Raw genomic sequence first — 24,562 nt, 5'->3', positions numbered from 1 at the left:
CGGGTGGTCGGGTCAATTGATGCGGAACCGGTCGACCAACTGCTGCTGATGGGCGGCCAGGCGTGCCAGTTCACGGCTGGTGACAGCGGTCTGTTCGGCCGCTGAGCTGACCTGGATGACCAGCTCGTTGATCTCGTTGACGTTGCGGTTGATCTCTTCCGACACCAGGCTCTGCTCCTCGGCGGCGGAGGCGACCTGGATGTTGCGGTCGCTGATGCTGGCGATGCCGTTGGCGATCCGCACCAGCAGCTCCCCGGCTTTCACCACATTGCCCGCCCCGGCCTGAGCCTTGTCCAGGGTGTCCTGCATGGAGCGGCTGGCGCGATCGGAGCCGTTCTGCAGGTTGCTGATCATCTGCTGGATGCTGACGGTGGAGTCTTGCGACTTCTGCGCCAGCTGACGCACCTCATCGGCGACCACGGCAAAGCCACGTCCTTGTTCCCCGGCCCGTGCCGCTTCAATGGCGGCGTTCAGGGCCAGCAGGTTGGTCTGCTCGGCCACGCCCCGGATGACGTCGAGCACCGAGGAAATCCCGTCGCTCTCGCGCTTCAGCTCCTGGATGAGCCCAGCGGTCTGCTCCGCCTGGGCCGACAGTGCCTGAACCAGGCGCACGGTATTCTCGATCTCGGCCTTGCCCTGCACGGTGCTGTCGTTGACCTGGCGGGACATCTCCGCCGCTTCGGTGGTGCTGCGCGCGACGTCGCGCACGGTGGCGCTCATCTCGTTGATGGCGGTGGAGACCTGGTCGGTGCCCAGGCGTTGCTGGGCGACGTTCTGGCTGGTCTGCACCGCGACTGCCGATGCTTCTTCGGCCGCAGTGGCGACCTGGGCTGCCGCGCTGCCGATCTCCTGGATCACCTCGCGGATCTGCTGCGCCATGTTGTTGAGGTTGCGGGCGATCTGGCCGAACTCGTCGCCACCCTCGTAGCGCGTGTGGGCGGTCAGGTCACGGGTGGCCAGGGCGACCAGGGTGTCATTGACGTCGCCAACCGCCGACTTGATGTTGCGAATGATCAGGGTCGCGAGCAGCAGCACGGCAGCCAGCACACCCAGCATGGCGCCGAGGGTCAGCCAGAGGTTGCGTGCTGCATCACTGCGGGCCTGGGCGGCCAGGTTGCCGACACTGTGGCTCAATTCAACCTCGATCTGGGTCATCTGGTCGATGCGACTGGTGGAGAGCTTGAACCAGGCCTCAGGCTTGATGCCAAGCGCCTCGCCGAGAGGCTTTTCGAACGCCAGGCGTTGCAGGCGTGACACTTCCTGCGCATCCGGGCTCTGCTGCATGGCCGCGAACTGGGTCTTGAATGCTGCCGGAGCGCGTCGCAGGAAATAATCCATGTAGGCGGAGAACTCACCCAGGTTGCGGCTGAAGCGTGACAGCAGGTCGGCATCGAAGTGGTCCTGTGTGAAGGTCAGACCGAGCAGCACACGTTCGCGCCCGGCACGCTCCTTCATTTCCACGAACTGGTTGAGCACGCCCAGTGAGGCCAGAATCTGCGAATCCGTGACATCTGCTTCCAGGGAGTGGGTGTAACCGATCAGAGTCCGGATCATGTCCGTGTAGCGCCCCCCCGACTCGGTGCTTTTCAGGCCCAGGGCATCAACCTTCGGGCGCAGCGTGCCCAGTTCATCAAGGGCTCGCAGGGCCTCGTCCAGGCCGGTCATCCCCTGTGCTGCCAATTCGCGCAGGCGGCTGACTGCCTCGTCGCTGTCATGGCGGAACTCGATGAGCTTGTCGCCCATGACGGTGCCGCCGCTGCCGAGAAAGACGCCACTGGCGCCACGCTCGCGCTGCAGCGCGGTGACCACGCGGCTGATCGCCTGTGCCTCGACACTGGCCATCACGGTACGGTCCATCTCGTTGAGCGTCTGGTACTTGTCGGAGACATAGACGCTGGCGAAAGCCAGGAAACCGAGCAGGGGGAAAATGAGAATGAGCAGGAGCTTCACGCTCAATGGGGCATTTCTAAGCATCGGTGGTAGGCCTCGTCGTCTTTTGGGTGTCGGCAGGCGAAGTTACGACGATCAGCGCCAACACCGAGGCTGGCGACCGTGCAGGAAGCGGGGGCTCTTGGGTGGCCCTTTGCTAATGCGGTGGTGCTGTGCCTCGGTGTCAAACGCAACCGGCATGGCCGCTGCAACGGTTGATAGGCGACCCGATGACCATACAGCCAAGCAGATTAGACCAAGTTGAACGCCGGGCTTGGCCTCGCCGGCATTTCAAGGCGTCGTGAGCGTTTGGGTCTGCCGAAACCGCCTGCCAATGCTGTTGACTATCCACCTCCAGCCATTTTTCGAACTTGATGCCCATCAAGGCCGGCGTTGGGTGGCAGCCTAAGGTCGCTGCATTCCCAATCCTGGAGATGCACCATGCCCACTCCCCGCCTGCACTGGCTCACCCTGCCATTCCTGGCCATCGCCGCACCGTCCTGGGCCGGCGACACGCCCAGCGACCTGTTCAGCGAAGCCAAGCCCATCCTCGGTGCGCGCCTGCGCTACGAAAACGTTCACCAGGACGGCACCCCGCACAACGCCGAGGCCTTGACCCTGCGCACCCGCGTCGGGGTGCAGAGCGGCTCCTGGCAAGGGTTTTCGGGGCTGGTCGAGGTGGACAACGTCAGCCGCCTCGGCCATGCCGCCTACAACGACACCCGCAACGGGCAGAGCGTCTACCCAGTGATCGCCGACCCCGACGGCAGCGAGGTGAACCAGGCACTGCTGCGCTATGACCACAGCCTTGGCAACGCGGTGATCGGTCGCCAGCGCATCAACCTCGACAACCAACGGTTCATCGGCAGCATGGCCTGGCGGCAGAACGAACAGACCTACGACGGTGCACTGGCCCAGCTCAAGCCGTTCGACGGGCTGACCCTGACCTACGCCTACCTCGACCAGATCAACACCGTGTTCGGACCAGGCAACGGCCGCTACGACAACGCCACCAACCCGGCCAACATCAGCGGCCACAGCCACCTGTTCAACGCCCAGTACGTGGCCGCACCGCAACTCACCGCCACCGCCTACCGCTACCTGCTGGAGCTGGACAATCTCGCCCTGGCACCCAGCGGCCCCCAAGGCACCCTGTCCAGCCAGACCAGCGGCCTGCGCCTGAGCGGGATGGTCGCCGGCTTCAGCTACGCCCTGGAGTACGCCCGCCAGGGTGACTACGGCGACAACCCCCAGGCACTGGACAGCCGCTACTACCTGGCTGAACTCGGCTACACCCTCGATGGCGTGCAGCTCAAGGCCAGCTACGAAGTGTTGGGGGGTGACCACGGGCCGGGTAACCGCGCCTTCCAGACCCCACTGGCGACCAAGCATGCCTTCCAGGGCTGGGCCGACGTGTTTCTCACCACCCCGGCCGATGGTGTGGAAGACCGCTATGCCGGCGCTAGCGTGCCAGTGCTCGGCGGGACCCTGCAGGGTTGGTACCACGCCTTCGATACCGAACAGGGGCATGACCGCTATGGCAACGAGATCGATCTCGCCTACGGCCACCCGATCCCCGGCGTAAAAGGGCTGTCGGGGCTGCTCAAGTACGCCCGCTACGTCTCCGAGGACAGCGCCCGCAGCCGCGACATCGACAAGCTCTGGCTGCAACTGGAGTACGCCCTCTAGCCTGCGGCCCTGGGCAAGCCTGCCTCTTTGGAGGTAGCGCCTAGGAGGAATGGGAGTGCTGCGCAGGTCCATCTAACATGCCCGGCATGGAGGTGGACCATGCTTACCGACCGCGCAACCCAGGCGCTTCTGCGCCAACATCCGCTGTTCGACCGACTGCCGGAAGCCCTGTTCCAGGAGGTCTGTTGCCTGGCCAATCATCGCCGTCTGGAGTCGGGCAACACCCTCTTCCACCAGGGCGACGTGGCGGACCGCTTCTACGTGCTGCTCGACGGGCAGGTCACCCTCACCCGCGTGCTTCCCGAGGGGCAGGAGAAACTGGTGGAGGTCATCGCCCCTGGTCAGAGCTTCGCCGAAGCCCTGCTGTTCAGCGAAGCACGGCACTACCCGGTCACCGCACTGGCGTTCAAGACCAGCAGCCTCATCAGCATCGACGGCGCGCATTACCGTCGGCTCCTGGAAGAGCAGCCCAAGGCCTGCCTGGAGCTGCTTGGCAACCTGAGCGTGCGCCTGCACCAGCGCCTCAACGAGATCGACACCCTGAGCCTGGGCAATGCCAGCCGACGGGTAGCGCGCTACCTGTGCCAGGAAGAGGAAGCCAGCGGCGGCCATGTGCGCCTCTGTGTCCCCAAACGCCTGATCGCCTCGCAGTTGGGCATCCAGCCGGAAACCTTCTCACGCATCCTGCACCGCCTGATCGATGCTGGACTAATCGCGGTGGAACGCCGTGTCATACGTGTCCTCGACCGCCCCAGCCTGGCCAACTACCACGAATAGGCAACGCCCCACCCCGCACGAGGAGGTCCCATGCACGACCCGAAGCTGCCCTTGGTCTACTCCTGCTCCGGTTGTTCCAACGTGGCGCAACTGGCCAATACCCTCGCCGTCCGGCTGGACCGCGCCGGGCTCGCGGAGATGTCCTGCATCGCCGGTGTCGGCGGTCGTGTCGCCGCGCTGGTGAGCAAGGCCAACAGCGGGCGACCGATCCTGGCCCTCGACGGCTGCCCGCTGCAATGTGTACGCGGCTGCCTGGACCAGCACGGTGTCAAAGCCAGCCAGCACCTGATTCTCAGCAAGTACGGGTTGAGGAAGCGCTACGGCGAAGACTTCAGCGACGAAACCGTCGATCAAGTCTACCAGGGTGTCGTCGAGCTGCTGGCCAGCGAGCGCATGCAGAAACGCTACCAGGCGCCCCAAGCCGTAGACGAGGGCTGAACCACAGGCACATGCCGGCAATTGGTCTGCCCGACTGCTCGCGACTGGTCCGCTCTCACCCACCACTGCCCCGGTATAAATCCCGGCCTGGGTCCTGGCAGTTGCCGACCCAGGCCTTCAAGACCAGCAAGGATTCATACCCATGACAGCGATGCAGCAGGTGGTAGCCGTTCGCCCCGTGACGGAAGCGGACTTCGAGCAATGGCAGGCGTACTGGGACCAGTACCAGGTGTTCTACAAGGTGGAACTGGGGCCGGAGATCACCCGGCGCACCTGGGCCCGTTTCTTCGACGCGGCCGAGCCGGTGGAGTGCGCCGTGGCCGTCGAGGGCGAGCGGGTGCTCGGCTTCGTCCACTACGTGTTCCACCGCTCCACCTGGGGGCAGAACGACTTCTGCTACCTGGAGGACCTCTTCGTCTCCCCCGAAGCCCGTGGGCGGATGATCGGCAAGCAGCTCATCGAACACGTCCAGCGCCAGGCCCGTGCCCGCCACTGCGACCGCCTCTACTGGCACACCCAGGAGACCAACCACACCGCCCAGCGCCTGTATGACTGGATCGCCGAGAAACCCGGCGTGATCGAATACCGCATGGCGCTGTGACGCCCCGGAGCGAGGTCCCGCCTCGCTCCTCTCTTCCCCACCCGCGCCTGCTCACCGAGTGGGCGCAGCGGTTACAGCCCGCACCAGGAGGAAGCACCCTGCGCCCTCCCGGTGTTACGCCCGACCCCACCCTCCTCCCCTGCACAGCCGGTTCTCGACCGGATAATTCCTGGCGCATCAATCACTTGTCCGTTGCCGCCGCGCCTTGGCACAGCACGTGCATTAGTGCATGCATGGATAATTGGATCCAATAATACAAACGGAGCCACCCCAATGCGCCTGGTCCCCAATTACGAGCGAGCCCCCGCCACCGCCGAAGAAGAGGCCTACAGCTACCTGCTGGACGCCATCTGCAAAGGCCAGTACCGCACCGGTGACCGGCTGATCGCCGAGGACATCGCCACCGACATCGGCATGAGCCGCATGCCCGTGCGCGAAGCCTTCCGCCGCCTGGCGGCCGAAGGCCTGGTGACCCTGCGCCCCAACCGCGGCGCCATCGTCAGCGGCCTCAACATCGAGGAGATGCGCGAAGTCTTCGAAATGCGCAGCGCCCTCGAAGGCCTGGCCATCCGCCTGGCCGTGCCCAAGCTCACCGAGCGCCACCTGGCCCGCCTGGAACGCCAGCTGGACGAAATGGACGACTACCGCGACGACAGCGCCGAGTGGGTCAGCCGCCACCGCGCCTTCCACGAATACCTCTGCAGCCTGGCCGAGCGGCCACGGCTGATGCGCCAGATCAACGCCCTCTACTCGGTGATCGAGCCACACATGCGACTCTGGCTGCAGCACGTCGACAAACCCATGAGTGCCCGCGAGGAACACTCGGTGATCCTCGACGCCCTGCGCACCGGCGATGCCCGCGAAGCCGAGCGGGTGATCTGCGAACACATCGAGGGCACCGTGCCCTCGCTGCTGGAATTCCTTGAAGCAACGGGCGCCTGAGACCCGGCCTTCATTCCTCCCCTGAACTGCCTCGGCAACCCCGCCCACAGGAGCTGATCATGTTCGTACGCAGGATCCCGCAGTGCCTTCTTGCCCTTTGCCTGGCCGCCCCGCTGGCCCAGGCCGACGCGGTGAAGATTCCCGACCGCCTGAAAAACACCGACAAACTGGTGTTCTGCGGCGGCATGGACTCGCCGCCCATGGGCTTCTACGACAGCGCGCAGAAACCCACCGGGTTCACCGTCGAGCTGGGCCAGGCCTTCGCCCAGCGCCTGGGCAACAAGGCCATCGAATGGCGTGTCACGCCCTTCTCCGGGCTGATTCCTGCCCTGCTCGCCGGGCAATGCGACATGCTCGTCGACCAGCTGTTCGACAAGCCCGAACGGCGTGAAGTGATCGACATGGTCAACTACATGTACTCCAGCCAGGCCGTGGTGGTCGGCAAGGGCAACCCTCGCGGCATTCGCAGCCTCGACGACCTGTCCGGGCGCAAGGTCGCGGTGCTCAACGGCTCTACCATCCGCACCCTGCTCGACGCCCACAACCAGGTGCTCGCCCAGGCCGGCAAGGCGCCGATGAAGATCGTCGTCTACAACACCGACACCGACGCCTTCCAGGCCCTGCGGGTCGGCCAGGCCGACGCCTACGGCACCACCCTGGAAACCGCCGGCTACTACCAGGGCATGGCCCCCGACCTGTTCGAGATCGGCGTCCCGGCCTTCGCCCGCATCCTCACCGGGGTCGGCATCCGCAAGGACGATCCGCAACTGAGCGCCGCCGTGCAGCAGATCATCCGCGACATGCAAGCCGACGGCAGCTACCAGGCCCTTCTCGCCAAATGGCACATCGAAGGCGACAAGCTCGACTGAGCCGAGGTGACCCCATGAACTTCAGTTGGGATGTGTTCTGGCAGTACCTGCTCAGGCCCAGCGACATCTACCTGTACGGGCTCTGGCTGACCTGCGTGATCGCGGTCAGCGCCATGTTCCTGGGCTGCGCGCTGGGCTTGCTGGCAGCGCTGATGCGGCTGTCCACCAACCCCGTGCTGCAATACCCGGTGCGCTTCTACGTGTGGCTGATGCGCGGCACGCCGCTGCTGGTGCAGATCGTCTTCCTCTACACGGCACTGGCCGCCGGCGGGGTGTTCCGCTTCGAGGACCTGGACCTCGGGCTGTTCGTCCTGCCCGGCAACATCCAGGCGGCGATCATCGCCCTGGGCCTCAACGAAGGCGCCTACATGGCCGAGATCATCCGCGCCGGCATCGGCGCGGTGGACAAGGGCCAGTACGAAGCCGGGCGGTCCCTGGGCATGACCTTCCCACGGCTGATGCGGCGCATCGTGCTGCCCCAGGCGCTGCGCGTGATCGTCCCGCCGCTGGGCAACGAGTTCAACGTGATGCTGAAGAACACCACCCTGGTGAGCGTGATCGGCGTGCAGGAGCTGCTGCTCAGCACCCAGATGGTCACCTCCGCCACCTTCCGGGTGTTCGAGCTGTACCTGGTGGTGGCCCTGTACTTCCTGCTGCTGACCACCCTCTGGGGCGTCTTCCAGCGCTGGCTGGAAGTGCGCTTCGGGCGGTCCGAGTCCCCGGCGCCGGCCGCCTCGGGGCGCCTGTTCGGCCAGCAGGCCCTGAAACTGCTGAGAGGGCGTTGACATGATCCCGACCACGAACGACGTGGTGATCCAGGCCCGCGACGTGCACAAGGCCTTCGGCGACCTGACGATCCTCAAGGGCGTCTCGCTGGAGGTGCGCAAAGGCGAAGTGGTGGTGCTGATCGGCGCCTCCGGCTCGGGCAAGACCACCTTCATCCGCTGCATCAACCTGCTGGAGGACATCCAGGGTGGCAGCATCCGCGTCAACGGCGAACTGATGGGCTACCGCGAACGCCCCGACGGCCGCCTGGTGCGCGACTCCGAACGCAACATCGCACGGCGCCGCCGCGACATCGGCATGGTGTTCCAGCGCTTCAACCTGTTCCCCCACATGACCGTGCTGCAGAACATCATCGAGGCCCCCACCCAGGTTCTCGGCGTGCCCCGCGCCGAGGCCATCGAACAGGCCCAGCGCCTGCTCGCCCGGGTGCGCCTGGCGGACAAGGCCGGGCACTACCCCAGCCAGCTGTCCGGCGGGCAGCAGCAACGGGTGGCCATCGCCCGCGCCCTGGCGATGAAGCCCCAGGCAATGCTCTTCGACGAACCCACCAGCGCCCTCGACCCGGAAACCGTCGGCGAGGTGCTGCAGGTGATGAAGGAGCTCGCCGAGGACGGCATGACCATGGTCGTGGTCACCCACGAAATGGGCTTCGCCCGCGAAGTGGCCGACCGCGTGGTGGTGCTGCACCAGGGCGAGCTCATCGAAGAAGGCCCGCCGGCCCAGGTCTTCGGCAACCCCCACCACCCGCGTACGCGGGAATTCCTCAGCCGCGTTCTCTGACCCAAGGACAACCCATGCGCGCCCTCCCACTGCTGGCCAGCACGTCCCTGATCGCCTGCGCCCTCGTCGCCCAGGCCGAAGAAGTGCCCGTGCGCTTCTACAACTGGTCCGACTACATCGCCCCGGACACCCTGAAGAACTTCGAGAAGGAGACCGGCACCCCGGTCCGCTACGACGTCTTCGACACCAACGAAATGCTCGAGGCCAAGCTGCTGTCCGGCCACTCCGGCTACGACCTGGTGGTGCCCTCCAGCCAGTTCCTCACCAAGCAGATCAAGGCCGGCGTCTACCAGCCTCTGGACCGCGCCCAGCTGCCCAACTGGACGCACCTCGACCCCCGCCTGATGCAGCGCCTGGAAGCCGCCGACCCCGGCAACCGCTACGCCGTGCCCTACATGTGGGGCACCGTGGGCATCGGCTACAACCTCGACAAGGTCAAGGCCGCCCTGGGCGACAGCGCCCCGCTGGATTCCTGGGACCTGGTGTTCAAGCCCGAGAACCTGGCCAGGCTGCACGGCTGCGGCGTGGCCTTCCTCGACGCGCCGGTGAAGATCATCCCCCAGGCCCTGCACTACCTCGGCCTGGACCCCAACAGCACTAATCCGGACGACTACACCAAGGCCTCCGCGCTGCTGCAGAAACTGCGCCCGTCGATCACCTACTTCAGCTCCTCGAAGTACACCACCGACCTCGCCAATGGCGACATCTGCGTGGCCGTGGGCTACTCCGGCGACGTGATGCAGGCCCGCACCCGCGCTCAGGAGGCCGGCAAGCAGATCGACGTGCGCTACGTGATCCCCAGGGAAGGCGCCAACCTCTGGTTCGACATGCTCGCCATCCCCCGTGACGCGAAGAACCCCAAGGGCGCCCACGCCCTGGTGAACTACCTGCTGCGCCCCGAGGTGATCGCCCCGGTGAGCGACTACGTCGGCTACGCCAACCCCAACCCGGACGCCACGAAACTGCTCGACCCCAAGGTGCGTGACAACCCCGGCATCTACCCCAGCGACGCGGTGATCGAAAAGCTCTACGTCTCCGCCGACCTGCCGCCGAAGATCCAGCGCGTGATCACCCGCGAGTGGACCCGCATCAAGACCGACCGCTGAACCGAAGAGAGTTTTCCATGCTGAGCTTCTCTGCCCACGAATACCCCTATGCCTCCCAGCGCCAGAGCGTGTTCGCCCGTAATGGCATGGTCGCCACCTCGCAGCCCCTGGCCGCCGAAGCCGGCATCAGCCTGCTGCGCGCCGGCGGCAACGCCATCGACGCCGCCATCGCCACGGCGGCGGCGCTTACCGTGGTCGAGCCCACTGGCTGCGCCATCGGCGGCGATGCCTTCGCCCTGGTCTGGGTCAAGGACCAACTCCACGGCCTCGACGCCAGCGGCCGCGCACCGGCCTCCCTGAGCATCGACGCGGTGAAGGCCGTCGGGCACACCCAGATGCCGGTGCACGGCTGGTTGCCGGTCACCGTACCGGGCTGCCCCTCGGCCTGGGCCGAGCTGTCCGCGCGCTTCGGCCGGCTGCCCTTCGCCGAGCTGCTGCAACCGGCCATCACCCTCGCCCGCGACGGCTTCCCGGTCTCCCCGGTGGTGGCCCACCAGTGGGAAGTGGCACGCCGCGAATACCAGGAAAGCCGCGCCGAGCACCCGGCGCTGGAAACCTGGTTCGACACCTACCTAGTGGACGGCCAGGCGCCACGTGCCGGCCAGCTGTTCCGCAACCCGGCCCAGGCACGCACCCTCGCCGAGCTGGCCGAGACCCGCTGCGAGAGCTTCTACCGGGGCGCTCTCGCCGAGCGCCTGGCCGCCCACGCCGCCGCCAGCGGCGGCCACCTCGGCAGCGCCGACCTGGCCGGCTACCGGCCGCGCTGGGTCGAGCCGATCAAGGTCAACTACCGGGGTTATGACGTCTGGGAGATTCCCCCCAGCGGCCAGGGCCTGATCGCCCTGATGACCCTCAACATCCTCCAGGGCTTCGACTTCGACCACCGCGACAGCCAGCTCACCTGGCACCGCCAGCTGGAGGCGATGAAGCTCGCCTACGCCGACGGTCTGCACTTCATCACCGACGCCGAGCACATGCGTGTCAGCACCGCCGCGCTGCTGGCCGACGATTACGCCGCCCGCCGCCGTGGCGAAATCGGCGAGCAGGCCGCCCCGCCCCGGCACGGCAACCCCGATGCCAGCGGCACCGTGTACATCGCCACTGCCGACGGCGAAGGTAACATGGTGTCCTTCATCCAGAGCGCCTACCACGGCTTCGGCTCCGGCGTGGTCCTGCCGGACAGCGGCATCGCCCTGCAGAACCGCGGCTCGGAATTCAGCCTCGACCCCACCCACGCCAACGCACTGGCCCCGGGCAAGCAGACCTTCCACACCATCATCCCCGGCTTCCTCAGCAAGGACGGCGTCGCCGTCGGGCCGTTCGGCGTCATGGGCGGCTACATGCAGCCCCAGGGCCACGTGCAGATGGTGATGAACCTGGTGGATTTCGGCCTCAACCCCCAGGCCGCGCTGGATGCCCCGCGCTGGCAATGGCTGGGCGGGCTGAAGGTAGGCATCGAGCAGGCCGCCTCCCGCGACCTGGCCTTCGCCCTGGCCCGCCGGGGCCACGAGGTGCAGGTGGCCTGCGACCTGACGGACTTCGGCCGCGGCCAGATCATCGTCCGCGACCCGCAGACCGGCGTGCTCTGCGGCGGCACCGAGCCCCGCGCCGACTCCCACATCGCCGTCTGCTGAAGGAAGCGACCATGTCCCTGCACCCCACCCATGCCCGCGCGCTGGCCATCTCCCCGATCGTGCTCGGCGGCAACGTGTTCGGCTGGACCCTCGACGAAGCGCACTCCCGGCGCCTGCTGGACGCCAGCCTCGATGCCGGCCTCACCAGCATCGACACCGCCGACCTCTACTCCGCCTGGGCCAGCGGCAACAGCGGCGGCGAGTCCGAATGCATCATCGGCAACTGGCTGGCCAGCCGGCCTGGCGAGCGCGACCGCATCACCCTGTTCACCAAGGTCGGTGCCGAGCTTTCGCCGACCCGCAAGGGGCTCTCGCGGCACTGGATCAGCCAGGCCGTGGAAGACTCCCTGCGGCGCCTGCGCACCGACTACATCGACCTCTACTTCTCCCACTACCCGGACCCGGAAACGCCCCACGAAGAAACCCTGCGGGCCTACGAGGAACTGATCCGCGCCGGCAAGGTACGGGCCATCGGCGCCTCCAACTTCAGCCCGAAGCAACTGCGCGCGGCGCGGGCCAGCGCCGACCAGGCCGGGTTGCCGGCCTACTCGGCGCTGCAGGTGGAATACAACCTCTTCGACCGTGCCCGCTGCGAGGCCGATGACCTGCCCCTGGCCGCCGAGCAGGGCTGCGTGGTGACCACCTACTTCAGCCTCGCCTCCGGCTTCCTCACCGGGAAATACCGCCGCCTGGCCGACCTGGGCGACAGCGCCCGGCGCGAAGACCTGGAGAAGTACTTCGACGACCGGGGCATGCGCATCCTCGCCGCCCTCGACGCCGAGGCCGAACGCCTCGACGCCGCGCCCGGCGAAGTGGCCCTGGCCTGGTTGCGCCACCAGCCGGGGGTCACCGCACCCATCGCCAGCGCCACCAGCGAAGCCCAATTGGCCAGCCTGGTGCGGGCGAGCCGGCTCACCCTGGACGCCGAGGGCCTGGCCCGGCTCGATGCGGCCAGCCGACCCGGCGCCTGATGACGTGGGCGGCGCCCACCGCCCCGCCTACCAAAAACAGCCCGCAGGGTATCGGCCCCAGTGGCCGTCTTGACCGACTCGTCCGTCGTCAACCCTGCATCGCCGGGCACCGCCGGCTAGAGCCTTTCTTCATCACAAGGCCGTGCATCCATAACCAATGGCTTTGGATGCACGGCCGCAGCCCCTGCCCGCCGATGCGGCAAAGCCCTCGCCCGGCGCGGCTTTCAGCCCCTCCCACACGTACAACGCACCGCCCTGGTGCGGGCCTTCCCGGTCTTGGACGGGGCTGGGGGCGCGCCTTGCAAATACCCCTTCGCTGGCTACGTTGATAGCAAAACCACAGCACAGGTAAGCCTTCTCCCAACCGACCCATCCGGAAGTGTGTCGGCCCCGCTGAATCCGCTGCCCGGCAGCGCGCCTTGAGACAGACGGGATACGGAAATCCGCCATAAGAACAAGGACTTCGCATGAAACGTGGCCTGATGACTCACGTCCTCTCCCGCAGAGGCCGTACGGAATTCCTTTGCCTATCGCTCGCCCTCTTCGTGGGCCTGGTGATCGTCAGCTTCCTGCTGCTCGAAGCCCCCTTGCAGCAATGGCTGGACGGCCTCGGCCCGACCGCGACCGACCCGCTGCGCAGCCTGGGCCTGGCCGCCCTGCTGGTGGCCCTGCTGGCCCTGGACGTGGTGCTGCCGGTGCCCTCCAGCATGGTTTCTCTGCTGGCCGTGGCGGCCCTGGGCGCCGTCGGCGGCTACCTGGCGATCTTCACCGGGCTGTGCCTGGGCTCGCTGCTGGGGTACTGGCTGGGCGCCGGCTACATCCGCCTGCTCTCGGGCTGGCTCAACCTCGCCGACTGGGACAAGGCCAGCCGCCTCGCCAACCGCATCAACACCCTGTCGCTGATCTGCCTGCGCGGCGTGCCGGTGCTGGCGGAAACCTCCGTGCTCGCCGCCGGCATGCAGCGCTACCCGCTGCGCCGCTTCCTGGTCATCACCACCCTGGCCAACGCCGGCCTGGCGCTGGTGTACAGCGCCCTGGGCAGCGTCGTTGCCGAGGAGCAGGTGCTGCTCTGGGCAGTGATGGCCAGCATGGTCCTGCCCGGGCTGTTCCTGCTCGGCAAGGGCGCCCTGGCCCGTCGCCAGCCCCGTGCCGCCGAGGCCGGCGAAACCCTGGATGGCCGCTTCACCGTGGCGTACCACTACCCGGTGCGTTTCACCGACCACCTGTTCGACCCCGCCAACCCCTGCCTGCATGAGCAACTGACCCAGCGCGGCAGCGGCCCCGTCTCGCTGCTGGCCTTCGCCGACCAGGGCCTGCTCGATGCCGCGCCCGGCCTCGGCGAACGCATCACCCGCTACGTGCAGGCCCACGGGGACCTGCGCCTGCTGGCCGCGCCCATCCCGGTGCCGGCCGGCGAAGCGGCGAAAACCGCCGAGGTGCTGCAGCGGCTCTACGCGCAGATGCTCGAACACGGCCTGGACCGTCATTGCTACGTGCTCGCCCTGGGCGGCGGTGCGCTGCTGGACAGCGTCGGCTACGCCTGCGCCACCTTCCACCGGGGCGTGCGCCTGGTGCGCATCCCCACCACCGTGCTGGCCCAGAACGACGCCGGCATCGGCGTCAAGAACGGCATCAACGCCTTCGAGCAGAAGAACCTGCTGGGCGCCTTCCAGCCCGCCGATGCGGTGCTCAACGACTTCCAGCTGCTGCTCAGCCTGCCGCGCCGCGACCAGTTGGCCGGGCTGGCCGAGACAGTGAAGGTCGCCGCCATCAAGGACGCCGCCTTCTTCGCCTGGATGGAGCAGCACGCCGACGCACTCGCCCGTTTCGAGCACGCCCCCAGCCGCCACGCCATCCACCGCTGCGCCGAACTGCACCTGCAGCACATCACCCGCGCCGGCGACCCCTTCGAGCGCGGCAACGGCCGGCCGCTGGACTACGGCCACTGGGCCGCCCACAAGCTGGAGAAACTCAGCCGCCACCGGCTCCGCCACGGCGAAGCGGTGGCCGTCGGCATGGCCCTGGATGCGCTCTACGCCCAGGCCAGCGGGCTGCTGCCCACCTCCGAGCTGGAGCGCCTGCTGCACCTGCTGCTGGGCTTGGGCTTCGACCTCTCCCCGGCGGAGCTGACCCTGCGCGATGAACAGGGCCAACTGCGGGTGCTGCAAGGGCTGGAGGACTTCCGCCAGCACCTGGGCGGCGCCCTGTCGATCCCCATGCTCGACCGCATCGGCCACGCCGTGGACCTGCACCAGATCGACGACCTGCGCATGGAGCAGGCCATCGAACGCCTCGCCGGCTTCGGCCACCAGGCCTTCGCCCCTGCAGAGGGCGCCCCGTCATGATGGCCCAGGGCTCGCTGCACACCTGGCTGACCCTGGGGCGGGTCTCCAACCTGCCCACGGTCTGGACCAACGTCCTGGCCGCCGCGCTGATCGCCAGCGCGTCCGGGCCCTATGCCCCGCCCTCCTCCCTGGGCTGGCTCCTGCTGCTGGCGGCTGGGTCCGCGCTGTACCTGGCGGGCATGCTGCTCAATGACCTGTTCGACGCCGACTGGGACAGCCAGCACCAGAACCCGCGCCCCATCGCCCTCGGCCAGGCCAGCCGGCAGCAGGTGCTGCTGGCCAGCGCCGGGCTGCTGGCCGTGGCGGCCCTGGCCGTGCTCCTGCTCAGCCGCCTCGCCATGCAGCCCCTCTGGCTGCTGGCCAGCGCCGCCGCCCTGGCCGGGCTGATCCTGGCCTACAACCTGCTGCACAAGCACTACCTGCACAGCGTGTGGCTGATGGGCGGCTGCCGTGTCGCGCTGTACCTCACGGCGGCCGCCAGCCTCGGCGCCCCGTCGGCGTCCCTGTGGCTCTGTGCGCTGCTGCTGGGCACCTACATCAGCGGCCTCACCTACGTGGCCCGGCAGGAGCACCTCAACCGGCTCACCAGCCTGGTTCCGCTGCTGCTGATGCTCAGCCCGCTGCTGCTGGCCTTCCGCGGAGAAGGCCTGATGTTCTGGCTGATGCTGCTGCTCTGGCTCGGCTGGCTGGGCAAGAGCTACCGCCAGCACCTGGCACGACCGGACCAGCGCAACGTGCGGGCCTTCATCGGCGCCGGGCTGAGTGCGCTGCCGCTGTACGACGGCATGGTCCTGGCGCTGGCCAACGTGCCCCTGGGCAGCCTTCTGTGCATCGGCGTGTTCCTGCTCCTGCCGCGCCTGCAACGCTGGGTGAAACCGACATGAATCACATTGCCTGCCTCCTGCCTGACCTGCGCCTCGACACCGCACGGATTGCCGACCTGCACCAGGCTCTGGTCGCCGCCCTGGACGATGACGCGCGAGCGGCCTGGGAGCTGACCTGCCAGCGCCTGGCCGAACACCCCGATGGCGACACCCTGGCCCTGCTCAGTGGCCGCCTGCGGCGCCAGCTCGGCGAGCAGTACGTGCCGGGCCTGCACTGGCGGCGCGGTGAGCTTGGCCGCGCGTTGCTGCTGGCCCAGGCACTGGAAGCCCAGCCCGAAGGCGCCCGCGAAGCGCTGTTGAAGCGCTACTTCGCCTGGGGCGACGACCTGGAGAAGGCCGCCCTGCTCAAGGCCCTGGACTGGCTCGACGGCGACGGCATCTGCCTGGACCTCGCCCAGCAGGCCACCCGCACCAACAGCAGCGACGTGTTCGCCGCCCTGGCCCTGGACAACCCCTACGCCGCCCGCTTCTTCCCCGAGCGCGCCTTCCACCAGCTGATGCTCAAGGGCGTCGCCATGGAGCTGGACATGCGCCGCGTACAGGGGCTGGAGACGCGGCGCAACGGGGTGCTCAACCAACTGGTGCTGGACCAGTTGAACGAGCGCCTGGCCGCCGGCCGCAGCGCCCTGCCCGGCCTTGCCCAACTGCTGGCCTGGCCCCTGCTGAGCCCGGCGCAGATCGCCAACCTGCAGGCCCACGCCCGCGCCGGCCGGCTGCCGCCCGGCTGGCTGCCCGCCGACTTCCCCCGCACCTGATTCCCCGCACACCGAGAAAGGACGCCCCCATGCCCAGGTACTTCGACCCGCACATCCACATGGTCAGCCGCACCACCGACGACTACCAGAACATGGCCGACGCCGGCATCACCGGCGTCATCGAGCCGGCCTTCTGGCAGGGCCAGGCCCGCACCAGCCTGGGCAGCTTCATCGACTACTTCGACACCCTGGTGGGCTGGGAGCGCTTCCGCGCCAGCATGTTCGGCATCCACCACTTCTGCACCATCGGCCTCAACCCCAAGGAGGCCAACAACATGGCCCTGGCCAACGAGGTGTTGGACATCCTCCCGCGCTACCTGGTCAAGGAAGGCGTGGTGGGCGTCGGCGAGATCGGCTACGACGACATCACCCCCGAGGAGGAGCACTTCTTCGCCCGCCAGCTGGACCTGGCCAAGCGCTTCAACCTGCCGGTGCTGGTGCACACCCCACACCGCGACAAGATCGGCGGCACCCGCCGCACCCTCTCGGTGATCCGCGAGGTGGGCGTCCCCGAGCACCTGGTACTAATCGACCACCTCAACGAACTGACCCTGCCCCTGGTGATGGAAAGCGACTGCTGGCGCGGGCACTCCATCTACCCCAACACCAAGATGTCCGAGCAGCGCATGGTGGCGCTGCTGCAGCAGTACGGCACCGAGAAGATGGTGGTCAACAGCGCCGCCGACTGGGGCGTCAGCGACCCGCTGAAGGTGCCCAAGACCGGCGAAGCCATGCGCCAGGCCGGCTTCAGCGAGGCCCAGGTGGAGCAGGTGCTGTTCGACAACCCGGTGGACTTCTTCGCCCAGAGCGGCCAGCTGGACAAGGCCGAAGTCGGCAGCCTGCTGCCCATCGATCAACGCCGTCTCTGGCAGGAAAACTCGGCCCTGCGCGGCCAGGAACCGGTGGTGAAATGAACGGCGCGATGGGATGGACCCCAGCGCAACTGGGTTACTGCGGCAACGTCCACCCGGCCCATGACCTGGAGGCACTCTGTGCCTCCATCTCCGGGCCGTTCCAGGCGGTGCGCCGGCAGCGTGGCCTGGCCGAACAGGACAGCGGCCTGTGGATCAGCGCCCACGCTGCCAGCGAACTGCAGGTGCCGGCCCGCCGCCGCGCCTTCATCGCCCTGCTGCGGCGTTGCGGGCTGCGCCTGACCTCGCTGAACGGCTTCCCCTTCGGGCGCTTCCACGGTGCGGCGGTCAAGGCCGAGGTGTACCAGCCCGACTGGGCCGATCCCCGGCGCCTGGCCTACAGCCTGCAACTGGCGGAGCTGCTGGCCGAGGCCCTGCCGGAGGACTGCAACCAGGGCGTCATCTCCAGCGTGCCCCTGGGCTACCGCGCGCATTGGACGCCGGCCCGCCAGCAGCACGCGGAGAACCGTCTGCGCCAGCTCACCCGAGGCCTGGCCGAACTGCGCCAGCGCACCGGCAAGCACATCCGCCTGTGCCTGGAGATGGAGCCGGATTGCGTGCTGGAACGCACCGAGGAGGCCCTGGCGTTCTTCACCCGCTGGCGCGACACGGACCCGAACTGGCGCTACCTGGCGCTGTGCGTCGACGTGTGCCACCAGGCGGTGCTGTTCGAGGAGGTGGGCGAATCCCTGGTGCAGCTGCACCAGGCCGGCATCCCGGTGGGCAAGATCCAGCTCTCCAACGCCCTCGCCTGCCAGCTGCCGATCCAGGCACGCGCCCGTGCCCTGGCCCTGGAGCGGCTGGCCGGCTTCGCCGAAGGCGTCTACCTGCACCAGGTGAAGGGCCGCCGTCACGACGGCGGGCTGAGCAGCTGGGCCGACCTGCCCCAGGCCCTGGCCGACCCGGCGCTGCACGCCTGCGTGGAGCTGCGCGTGCACTTCCACGTGCCGCTGTTCACCGAGCGCTTCCAGTGGCCGGAGCTGCACGGCACCCAGGCGGCCCTGCATGCCGTCTTCGACACCCTGGCCGCGCACCCCGGGCTGCACCCGGTGCTGGAGGTGGAAACCTACAGCTGGAACGTGCTGCCCGAAGCCCTGCGCCCGGCCAGCGAAACCGCCCTGGCCCAGGGCATCGCCGCGGAACTGGCCTGGGTCGATGACCAGCTGGTCTCGCGCTTCGGCCCGGCCCTGCGCCGGCGGGCGGTGCGCCATGGCTGATCCCAGGCCCCTGCTGCTGGTGGACGTGGTCGGGCTGACCCCATCCCTGCTCGGCGATAACACCCCGCACATCAACGCCCTGCTCAAGCGCGGGCGCATGGCCGGCCTGCAGCCGGTGTTCCCGGCCGTCACCACCAGCGTGCAGGCCTCCATGCTCACCGGCCTGCCGCCGTCGGGGCACGGCATCGTCGGCAATGGCTGGTACTTTCGCGACCAGGCCGAGGTGCGCTTCTGGCTGCAGCCCAACGCCCTGGTCCAGGGCGAGAAGATCTGGCAGGCCATCGCCCGCCAGTGGCCGGAGTTCCGCTGCAGCCAGCTGTTCTGGTGGTACAACATGTACGCCGACGTGAGCGCCTCCATCACCCCGCGCCCCCACTACCCCGCCGACGGGCGCAAGGTGTTCGGCCTCTACTCGTCCCCCGCCTCGCTGCACGCGGAGATCGAGCAGCGCATCGGCACCTTCCCCTTCCACAGCTTCTGGGGCCCGATGGCCGGCATCGGCTCCAGCCGCTGGATCGTCGACTGCGCCATGGCCGAGTTCGACCTCAACCGGCCGCACCTGCAACTGGTCTACCTGCCCCACCTGGACTACGACCTGCAGCGCCTCGGCCCACGCCACCCGGAGATCGGTGCCCAGGTGCGCGCCATCGACGCCGAGGTGGGCCGCCTGCTGGACTTCGCCCGCACCCAGGACGCCGCGGTGATGCTGGTGTCCGAGTACGGCATCGAGCCGGTGCAGCAGTCCATCTCCATCAACCGCCTGCTGCGGGCCGAAGGCTGGCTGCAGGTGCGCCGCTCGCTGAGCTGGGAGCTGCTCGACCCCGGCGCCAGCGCGGCCTTCGCCGTGGCCGACCACCAGGTGGCCCACGTCTACGTGCGCGAGCCCCGCGAGCTGCGCCGGGTCAAGGCGCTGCTGGCCCGCCAGCCGGGCATCGAGCGGGTGCTGGACCGTGACGAGCAGCGCGCCTGGCAGCTGGACCACCCCCGCGCCGGCGACCTGGTGGCCATGGCCGCGCCCGGCTACTGGTTCGATTACTACTACTGGTTCGACGACCGCCTCGCGCCGGACTTCGCCCGCACCGTGGACATCCACCGCAAGCCCGGCTACGACCCGCTGGAACTGTTCGTCGACCCCGCCATCGCCTTCCCGCGCCTGCGGGTGGCGCGGCGCCTGGCGCAGAAGCTGCTCGGCTTCCGCTACTACATGGACCTGATCCCCCTGGACACCCGCCTGGTGCGCGGGAGCCACGGCCGTCTTCCCGCCAGCGACCAGGATGGGCCGCTGCTGATCACCGATTGCGACCTCCCCTTACCGGACCGCCTGCCGGTCACCTCGGTAAAACACCTGCTCCTGCAGTACTTCCTGGGGCATCGCTCTCTCGACAAGGCTTCGGCCAAGGAGACCCCATGCAACGAGCCCTCTCCCTTGCAGTCCTGAGCATCCTGGCCGGTTCGGCCCAGGCCCAGAGCCAACCCTCCTTCGACTGCACCGGTTTCTTCGACTACGGCGGCCATGCCGATGCCCTGCGAACGCAGTTCACCGGCGCACCGGAAGTCACCGCCTGGAACTGGTTCGTCTGCCTCAACCAGCCCGAAGTCAAAGGCAGCACCAGCCGTGTCTGGGAGGGTCTCAAGCCCACCGACCAGGTGTTCCTGCCCAACGGTGGCAAGCCGCTGCCCTACAACGAGCGCGAACCCACCCCCACCACGGTGCTGAAACAGGCCGAGCAACTGGGCCTGGACACCAAGGCCACCTTCCACAACCTCGACAGCATCCAGCAGGTGGACGGCCTGGTGCTGGAAATGGGCGGCCAGGTGCCGGCGGCGCAGAAAGGCAAGCCGGTACGCTTCCAGCTGCTGATGGGCCAGGGCACCTTCGACTACATCGTCGACAAGCAGGTCTACAACGTCGATGGCCAGGCCGCACTGACCGCCAACCTGGCCTTCCCCGCCAACGCCTGGGAGGTGAAGACGGCGTGGATCTGGATCGGCACCGACGCCAACTTCCGCAAGACCCTGGAGAACGACGGTTACTACATCGCCCAGGCCTACTACCTGAAGAACGGCAGCCAGTACGAGGTGGGCTACGCCGCCCTCAGCGGCATGCACGTGATCAACAAGCTCACCCCCGACTGGGTCTGGACCACCTTCGAGAACCGCAACAACAGCAAGTACACCGTCACCAACGACATCCCGCCCAAGCCGATGACCAACAGCACCGGCCCGACCCCGGCGGCCCAGACCGCCAACGCCCAATTCCAGCCGCAGTACGCCACGCTGGGCCAGTACGAGCTGATCGGCGTGCAGTACATCGCCGGCGGCGAGCCCAAGCTGCTGGCCAACTCGCAGCTGGAGTCGGCCTTCCAGAGCCAATCCTCGTGCCTGGCCTGCCATGGCACGGCGGCCTATTCGGCGAAGAAGGGCTACTTCAACTTCGCCCTGCCGTCCCAGGACGGCATCGCCTACCCCGTGGAGCCGCTGCCGGAGAGCGCCTTCGCCGGCTACAACCAGCTGGACTACGTCTGGTCGCTCAAGCGCGCCCAGTGGAAACGTTAAGGAGGACGAACCATGAGCGTCTTGAACTTCCCACGGCTCTACATGAACGGGCATTTCTTCTGGAACCCGCCCACGGCCAACAACAACGACGTCCTCCCGCTCTACGACGCGGTGAAGATGGACCTGAACTGGCCGTTCCTGTCGCACTACGGGATCCATCCCGAGAACGCCCGCACGAAACTCCTGCCCTGGATCATCAGTGCGCTGCCCTATGACCAGGTCCCGGACTACGTGCTGCAGGTGCCGGGCAACGGGAGCCCCAACGGCTACCCGATGATGCCGGCGGAATGGGACCTGTTCGGCGACAACGCCTGCGGCACCGTGGACTACAAGGACATCCGCTCGCTGATCATCGGCGGCGAGTTGCAGGCCAACAGCTACATCGAGCAGGACCCCATCGTGGGCAAGGGCTATCAGTTGCTGGGCAACCCCTTCGGCAGCGACAAGCCCACCCCGGCGCGCTTCGTCGACATCAGCCCCTGGCAGAACACCTTCACCGCGCTGTACTTCGACCGCCTGGTGCTGGGCGACGCCACCTGCGGGCTGACGGCCACCCGCGCCTACCGCATGCTCGACCGCTTCCTCAACTTCAACTGGGGGGCCGTGCAGGGCCTGAACACCGTCACCACCGCCTGGCAGACCTGCTTCCCCCGCGAGAACCTGCAGTGGCAACTGGGCGACTCGGCCCTGCTCAAGGCCCTGCAACAACAGATGGAGGCGCAGAACGCCCAGGGGCTGATGTTCCGCTTCACCACCTACCTGACCTACTACGACCGTAACGGCATCTTCAACGACTACCCGCCGGTCAACACGCGCAGTAACAGCCTTAAAGCCCTTGAGGCGCTTCACGGCATCTACCAGGCCGGCCTCGACAACGTGGCCGACATCGTCCTCAACCCCGCCTACAGCCGCACGGCGGGTGTGTTGGGCCTGTGGTTCGCCGATGAGTACCCCACCGCCCCGGCCGGTCGCCGGCTGGAGCCGGTCGGGGAATTCCCGATCCCGGGCGGGAACCCGAAGGCAACGATCCAGTTGGGGGTGATCTCCGCCCAGGCCCAGGGCGACCTGCTGTCACTGGACCTGGGCACCGGTTTCCCCTTCGCCCCCCTGGCGAACAGCCAAAACACGGTACCGGAGTGCGAGAAGCTGCAACTGGGTGATTTCCAGGTCGGCATCCAGCAGAACGGCGAGTTCCAGCCCCTGGCCGACCTGACTTTCACCCAGTACGCCCAGGCCGCCTTCGACAAGCGTGCAGGCCTGGTGGACCTGCCGGTGACGGATGCCGTCTCCAAGACCGAGGTCGGCACCCTGGCCCTGCAGACCCAGGGCAGCAGCCCGATGCTCGCCGCCCAGCAGCAGATGTGGACCGCCGAGGTGGTCGAGAGTGGCACCTTCATCGATGTGGGGGACACCCGCACCCTGCAGATCATGGTGCAGTACGACGGCCTGCCCGCCCCAGCCGGAACCACCCTGTGGGTGGCGGAGTACAACAACCCCTTCATGCTGACCACCAGCAACTACTACCTGGCGTTCAGCAACGACATCGACTTCACCCTGATCAAGGACCACCCCACCCACCGCAAGGACAACAAACCGGGTATGCCGCAGTTTCTCGGTACCCAGGCACCGGGGGCCGTGATCAACGAGGGCAGTGGGCGCAGCCTGCGTACCACTGAAGATGCCCCGGAGGATGATTTCGTACCCATCCGCTACCAGACCTACCTGAAAACCCCGGCCGGTCTCAGCCTGGCACCCTGCCTGCAGTTCATCCCGTCCATCCCGCGTTCCGGCGTGCTGGATAACGGCGCCAGGGTGGACTACAGCCTCACCCAGATCACCACTGACGCCAACGGCATCGCCCAGGTGACGGTCAAGGCCATCGCCGCCGGCTTCCCGACCCTGCGCTTCTTCGTCCAGGACGGCCCCGGTGCGGCGCCTGCGGTGCCCTTCAGCTTCGATTACATGGAGGCCTACACCGACTTCCTCGCGCCCTTGCGGGTGCTTCCGGACGAGCCCGGGCTGATGGACGAGTTCGTCACGGCCTGGAACCAGGTGTGCAAGCAGACGGACGCACGGGTGCTGATCTGGGAGGGCTTCATCTACCCGCGCATCTTCGAGCCGTTCTATTACCTCTACCCGATCATGGACAAGTACATGCCGCTGAATTCCCTGCAGCGCATCGAGGGCGCCATCGACCAGTTGATCCGCCTGGTCAGCAAGCCCTACCAGGAGGAAAGCACCCTTGCCATGCCCATCACCCGCGACCTGCCGCAGAGCCGGCGTGCGGTGCTGGAACGCTGGGCCAACGAGCTGGTGAAGCTCAACTACCCGCCCCGGCCCCTGACCTGAACCGTCGTTGACCTGGAACCCGCAGGCGGGCCGGCACCGCTCGCCCGCCCTGCCGTTACGAAGGAGAGTCCCCATGAAGAAAACCCGACTGCTCGCCTGGCTGCTGCCCCTCGCACTGCTCGGCCAACCCGCCCTCGCCGCCGATGACGAAGGCGACGTGTTCTTCACCAACGGCGTGCACAACACCCTCGGCTGCGACGCCAGCAACGGCAACTGCATCGCCGAGCGCAAGCCCGGCGAGCCCAGCGACCCGTTCTTCCCTGCCACCTGGGTCAGTGACTGGACCATGTTCCGCGTCACCCAGAACTACGAGAAGAACCCGCCGCCCTACAGCAACCCGCCCAGCACCCTGAAACCGGCCGACTACACCGTCTCCAAGGGCACCAGCTACTACGACACCACCTACATCCCCGCCGATGGTGACGGCTACGGCGCGATGATGGAGCACTACGAGAAGTACTGCCTGCCGATCTTCCCGATCAAGGACAACAACTACACCTGCTCCTTCGTTTCCCTGGGCAACAAGGCCTACTTCCTCACCTACGAGGACCGGCCCAAGACCATGCCCGAGTGCTGCTCCTTCTCGCCGATGAACCACCCGGCGCGGCAGGACTTCGTCCAGCACCTGCCCTACAGCCCGACCCGCAGCCAGAACCTGGGCGGCAGCGTGCAGGCCTATGCGCTGGACGTGCAGTCGCCCCAGGGGCCGATCCTGTTCGGCTACGCCTTCTACAAGGACGCCACCCGCGCAGCACCGGGCCAGCCGCTGTTCCGCCACCCGCAATCGTTCTACTTCTCAGGGGACGCCAGCGTCGCCAACGCGCCCATCGTCAGCCAGAACTACGTGAACTTCCGCATCGAGAAGCCCGACCCGGCCAAGACCTGGGACCAGGTGGCCAAGAAGTGCCCGGTCAACCCCGAGCCCTGCCAGCTGTTCAACCCGCCGGCGCCCCAGGCCAACGGGGCCAAGGCGCAGTGGAACCAGCTGAAATCCATGCAGCCCTGATCGGCAAGGAGCGCCCT

At 67.6% G+C, this 24,562-nt stretch carries 21 protein-coding genes and 1 pseudogene; 20 read left to right on the top strand and 2 right to left on the bottom strand.

Annotated features, from left to right (window positions below):
- Positions 1-12: 12 nt before the first annotated feature.
- Both RTK35_RS30555 and RTK35_RS30550 read right to left on the bottom strand, forming a co-directional pair.
- On the bottom strand, positions 13-879 hold the full coding sequence (locus tag RTK35_RS30555; RefSeq protein WP_373323422.1) for a methyl-accepting chemotaxis protein: 867 nt from the start codon (positions 877-879) through the stop codon (positions 13-15).
- Positions 871-1,842: pseudogene (locus tag RTK35_RS30550) on the bottom strand (nitrate- and nitrite sensing domain-containing protein); the annotation flags it as partial. The gene RTK35_RS30555 and the pseudogene RTK35_RS30550, both read right to left, overlap by 9 nt.
- Before the next feature lie 528 nt (positions 1,843-2,370).
- Between RTK35_RS30550 and RTK35_RS11425 the strand changes: the two are divergent.
- The 20 genes from RTK35_RS11425 (at position 2,371) to RTK35_RS11330 (ending at position 24,545) form a co-directional block, all read left to right on the top strand.
- On the top strand, positions 2,371-3,618 hold the full coding sequence (locus tag RTK35_RS11425; RefSeq protein ID WP_316908043.1) for an alginate export family protein: 1,248 nt from the start codon (positions 2,371-2,373) through the stop codon (positions 3,616-3,618).
- Positions 3,619-3,717: 99 nt separating this feature from the next.
- Positions 3,718-4,395 carry a Crp/Fnr family transcriptional regulator gene (locus RTK35_RS11420; protein WP_107329860.1) on the top strand — a complete coding sequence of 226 codons (678 nt, stop codon included), beginning with the start codon at positions 3,718-3,720 and terminating at the stop codon, positions 4,393-4,395.
- A 30-nt stretch (positions 4,396-4,425) separates the two neighbouring features.
- Positions 4,426-4,833 carry a putative zinc-binding protein gene (locus tag RTK35_RS11415; RefSeq protein WP_107329859.1) on the top strand — a complete coding sequence of 136 codons (408 nt, stop codon included), beginning with the start codon at positions 4,426-4,428 and terminating at the stop codon, positions 4,831-4,833.
- A 142-nt stretch (positions 4,834-4,975) separates the two neighbouring features.
- Entirely contained in the window at positions 4,976-5,434 is a 459-nt protein-coding gene (locus tag RTK35_RS11410; protein WP_243899399.1) for a GNAT family N-acetyltransferase, read from the top strand.
- Between the two features lie 273 nt (positions 5,435-5,707).
- Positions 5,708-6,376 carry a GntR family transcriptional regulator gene (locus tag RTK35_RS11405; protein ID WP_074971683.1) on the top strand — a complete coding sequence of 223 codons (669 nt, stop codon included), beginning with the start codon at positions 5,708-5,710 and terminating at the stop codon, positions 6,374-6,376.
- Positions 6,377-6,435: 59 nt separating this feature from the next.
- The gene (locus RTK35_RS11400) at positions 6,436-7,245 is read left to right on the top strand and encodes an ABC transporter substrate-binding protein (protein WP_284546375.1); all 810 of its coding nucleotides are present in this window, start codon (positions 6,436-6,438) and stop codon (positions 7,243-7,245) included.
- A gap of 14 nt (positions 7,246-7,259) precedes the next feature.
- Positions 7,260-8,030: an amino acid ABC transporter permease gene (locus RTK35_RS11395; protein WP_316908042.1), complete on the top strand. Its 771-nt coding sequence runs from the start codon at positions 7,260-7,262 to the stop codon at positions 8,028-8,030.
- A 1-nt stretch (position 8,031) separates the two neighbouring features.
- Positions 8,032-8,811, top strand: a complete 780-nt coding sequence (locus tag RTK35_RS11390) for an amino acid ABC transporter ATP-binding protein (protein WP_107330027.1) — start codon at positions 8,032-8,034, stop codon at positions 8,809-8,811.
- A 14-nt stretch (positions 8,812-8,825) separates the two neighbouring features.
- Positions 8,826-9,917 carry a polyamine ABC transporter substrate-binding protein gene (locus RTK35_RS11385; protein WP_316908041.1) on the top strand — a complete coding sequence of 364 codons (1,092 nt, stop codon included), beginning with the start codon at positions 8,826-8,828 and terminating at the stop codon, positions 9,915-9,917.
- Positions 9,918-9,934: 17 nt separating this feature from the next.
- Complete coding sequence (locus tag RTK35_RS11380) at positions 9,935-11,551, top strand: gamma-glutamyltransferase family protein (protein WP_316908040.1); 1,617 nt, start codon at positions 9,935-9,937, stop codon at positions 11,549-11,551.
- Positions 11,552-11,562: 11 nt separating this feature from the next.
- Positions 11,563-12,522, top strand: coding sequence for an aldo/keto reductase (locus tag RTK35_RS11375; protein ID WP_316908039.1), 960 nt, complete (start codon positions 11,563-11,565; stop codon positions 12,520-12,522).
- A 467-nt stretch (positions 12,523-12,989) separates the two neighbouring features.
- Positions 12,990-14,867 carry a 3-dehydroquinate synthase gene (locus tag RTK35_RS11370; protein ID WP_208276146.1) on the top strand — a complete coding sequence of 626 codons (1,878 nt, stop codon included), beginning with the start codon at positions 12,990-12,992 and terminating at the stop codon, positions 14,865-14,867.
- Positions 14,867-15,751: a UbiA family prenyltransferase gene (locus tag RTK35_RS11365; protein ID WP_074971816.1), complete on the top strand. Its 885-nt coding sequence runs from the start codon at positions 14,867-14,869 to the stop codon at positions 15,749-15,751. Before RTK35_RS11370 ends, RTK35_RS11365 begins: the two co-directional genes overlap by 1 nt.
- A complete protein-coding gene (locus RTK35_RS11360) occupies positions 15,748-16,506 on the top strand; it encodes an EboA domain-containing protein (RefSeq protein WP_316908038.1) in 759 nt (252 codons plus the stop codon). Before RTK35_RS11365 ends, RTK35_RS11360 begins: the two co-directional genes overlap by 4 nt.
- 29 nt (positions 16,507-16,535) lie before the next feature.
- A complete protein-coding gene (locus tag RTK35_RS11355) occupies positions 16,536-17,420 on the top strand; it encodes a TatD family hydrolase (RefSeq protein WP_074971691.1) in 885 nt (294 codons plus the stop codon).
- Positions 17,417-18,634, top strand: a complete 1,218-nt coding sequence (eboE, locus tag RTK35_RS11350) for a metabolite traffic protein EboE (protein WP_074971692.1) — start codon at positions 17,417-17,419, stop codon at positions 18,632-18,634. Before RTK35_RS11355 ends, eboE begins: the two co-directional genes overlap by 4 nt.
- Complete coding sequence (locus RTK35_RS11345; RefSeq protein WP_316908037.1) at positions 18,627-20,072, top strand: alkaline phosphatase family protein; 1,446 nt, start codon at positions 18,627-18,629, stop codon at positions 20,070-20,072. The genes eboE and RTK35_RS11345 overlap by 8 nt, the downstream gene beginning before the upstream one ends.
- Positions 20,042-21,190, top strand: a complete 1,149-nt coding sequence (locus RTK35_RS11340) for a hypothetical protein (protein ID WP_316908036.1) — start codon at positions 20,042-20,044, stop codon at positions 21,188-21,190. The genes RTK35_RS11345 and RTK35_RS11340 overlap by 31 nt, the downstream gene beginning before the upstream one ends.
- 12 nt (positions 21,191-21,202) lie before the next feature.
- On the top strand, positions 21,203-23,539 hold the full coding sequence (locus tag RTK35_RS11335; RefSeq protein WP_316908035.1) for a hypothetical protein: 2,337 nt from the start codon (positions 21,203-21,205) through the stop codon (positions 23,537-23,539).
- Between the two features lie 73 nt (positions 23,540-23,612).
- Positions 23,613-24,545, top strand: a complete 933-nt coding sequence (locus RTK35_RS11330; RefSeq protein ID WP_142009101.1) for a hypothetical protein — start codon at positions 23,613-23,615, stop codon at positions 24,543-24,545.
- The last annotated feature ends 17 nt before the right edge of the window (positions 24,546-24,562 follow it).

Source organism: Pseudomonas sp. zfem003 (genome assembly GCF_032621675.1).
In the GTDB taxonomy this organism is placed as follows: Bacteria; Pseudomonadota; Gammaproteobacteria; order Pseudomonadales; family Pseudomonadaceae; genus Metapseudomonas; species Metapseudomonas otitidis.
Note: the sequence above shows the minus strand (reverse complement) of the source record. Positions and strands in the feature narration are given on the sequence as shown.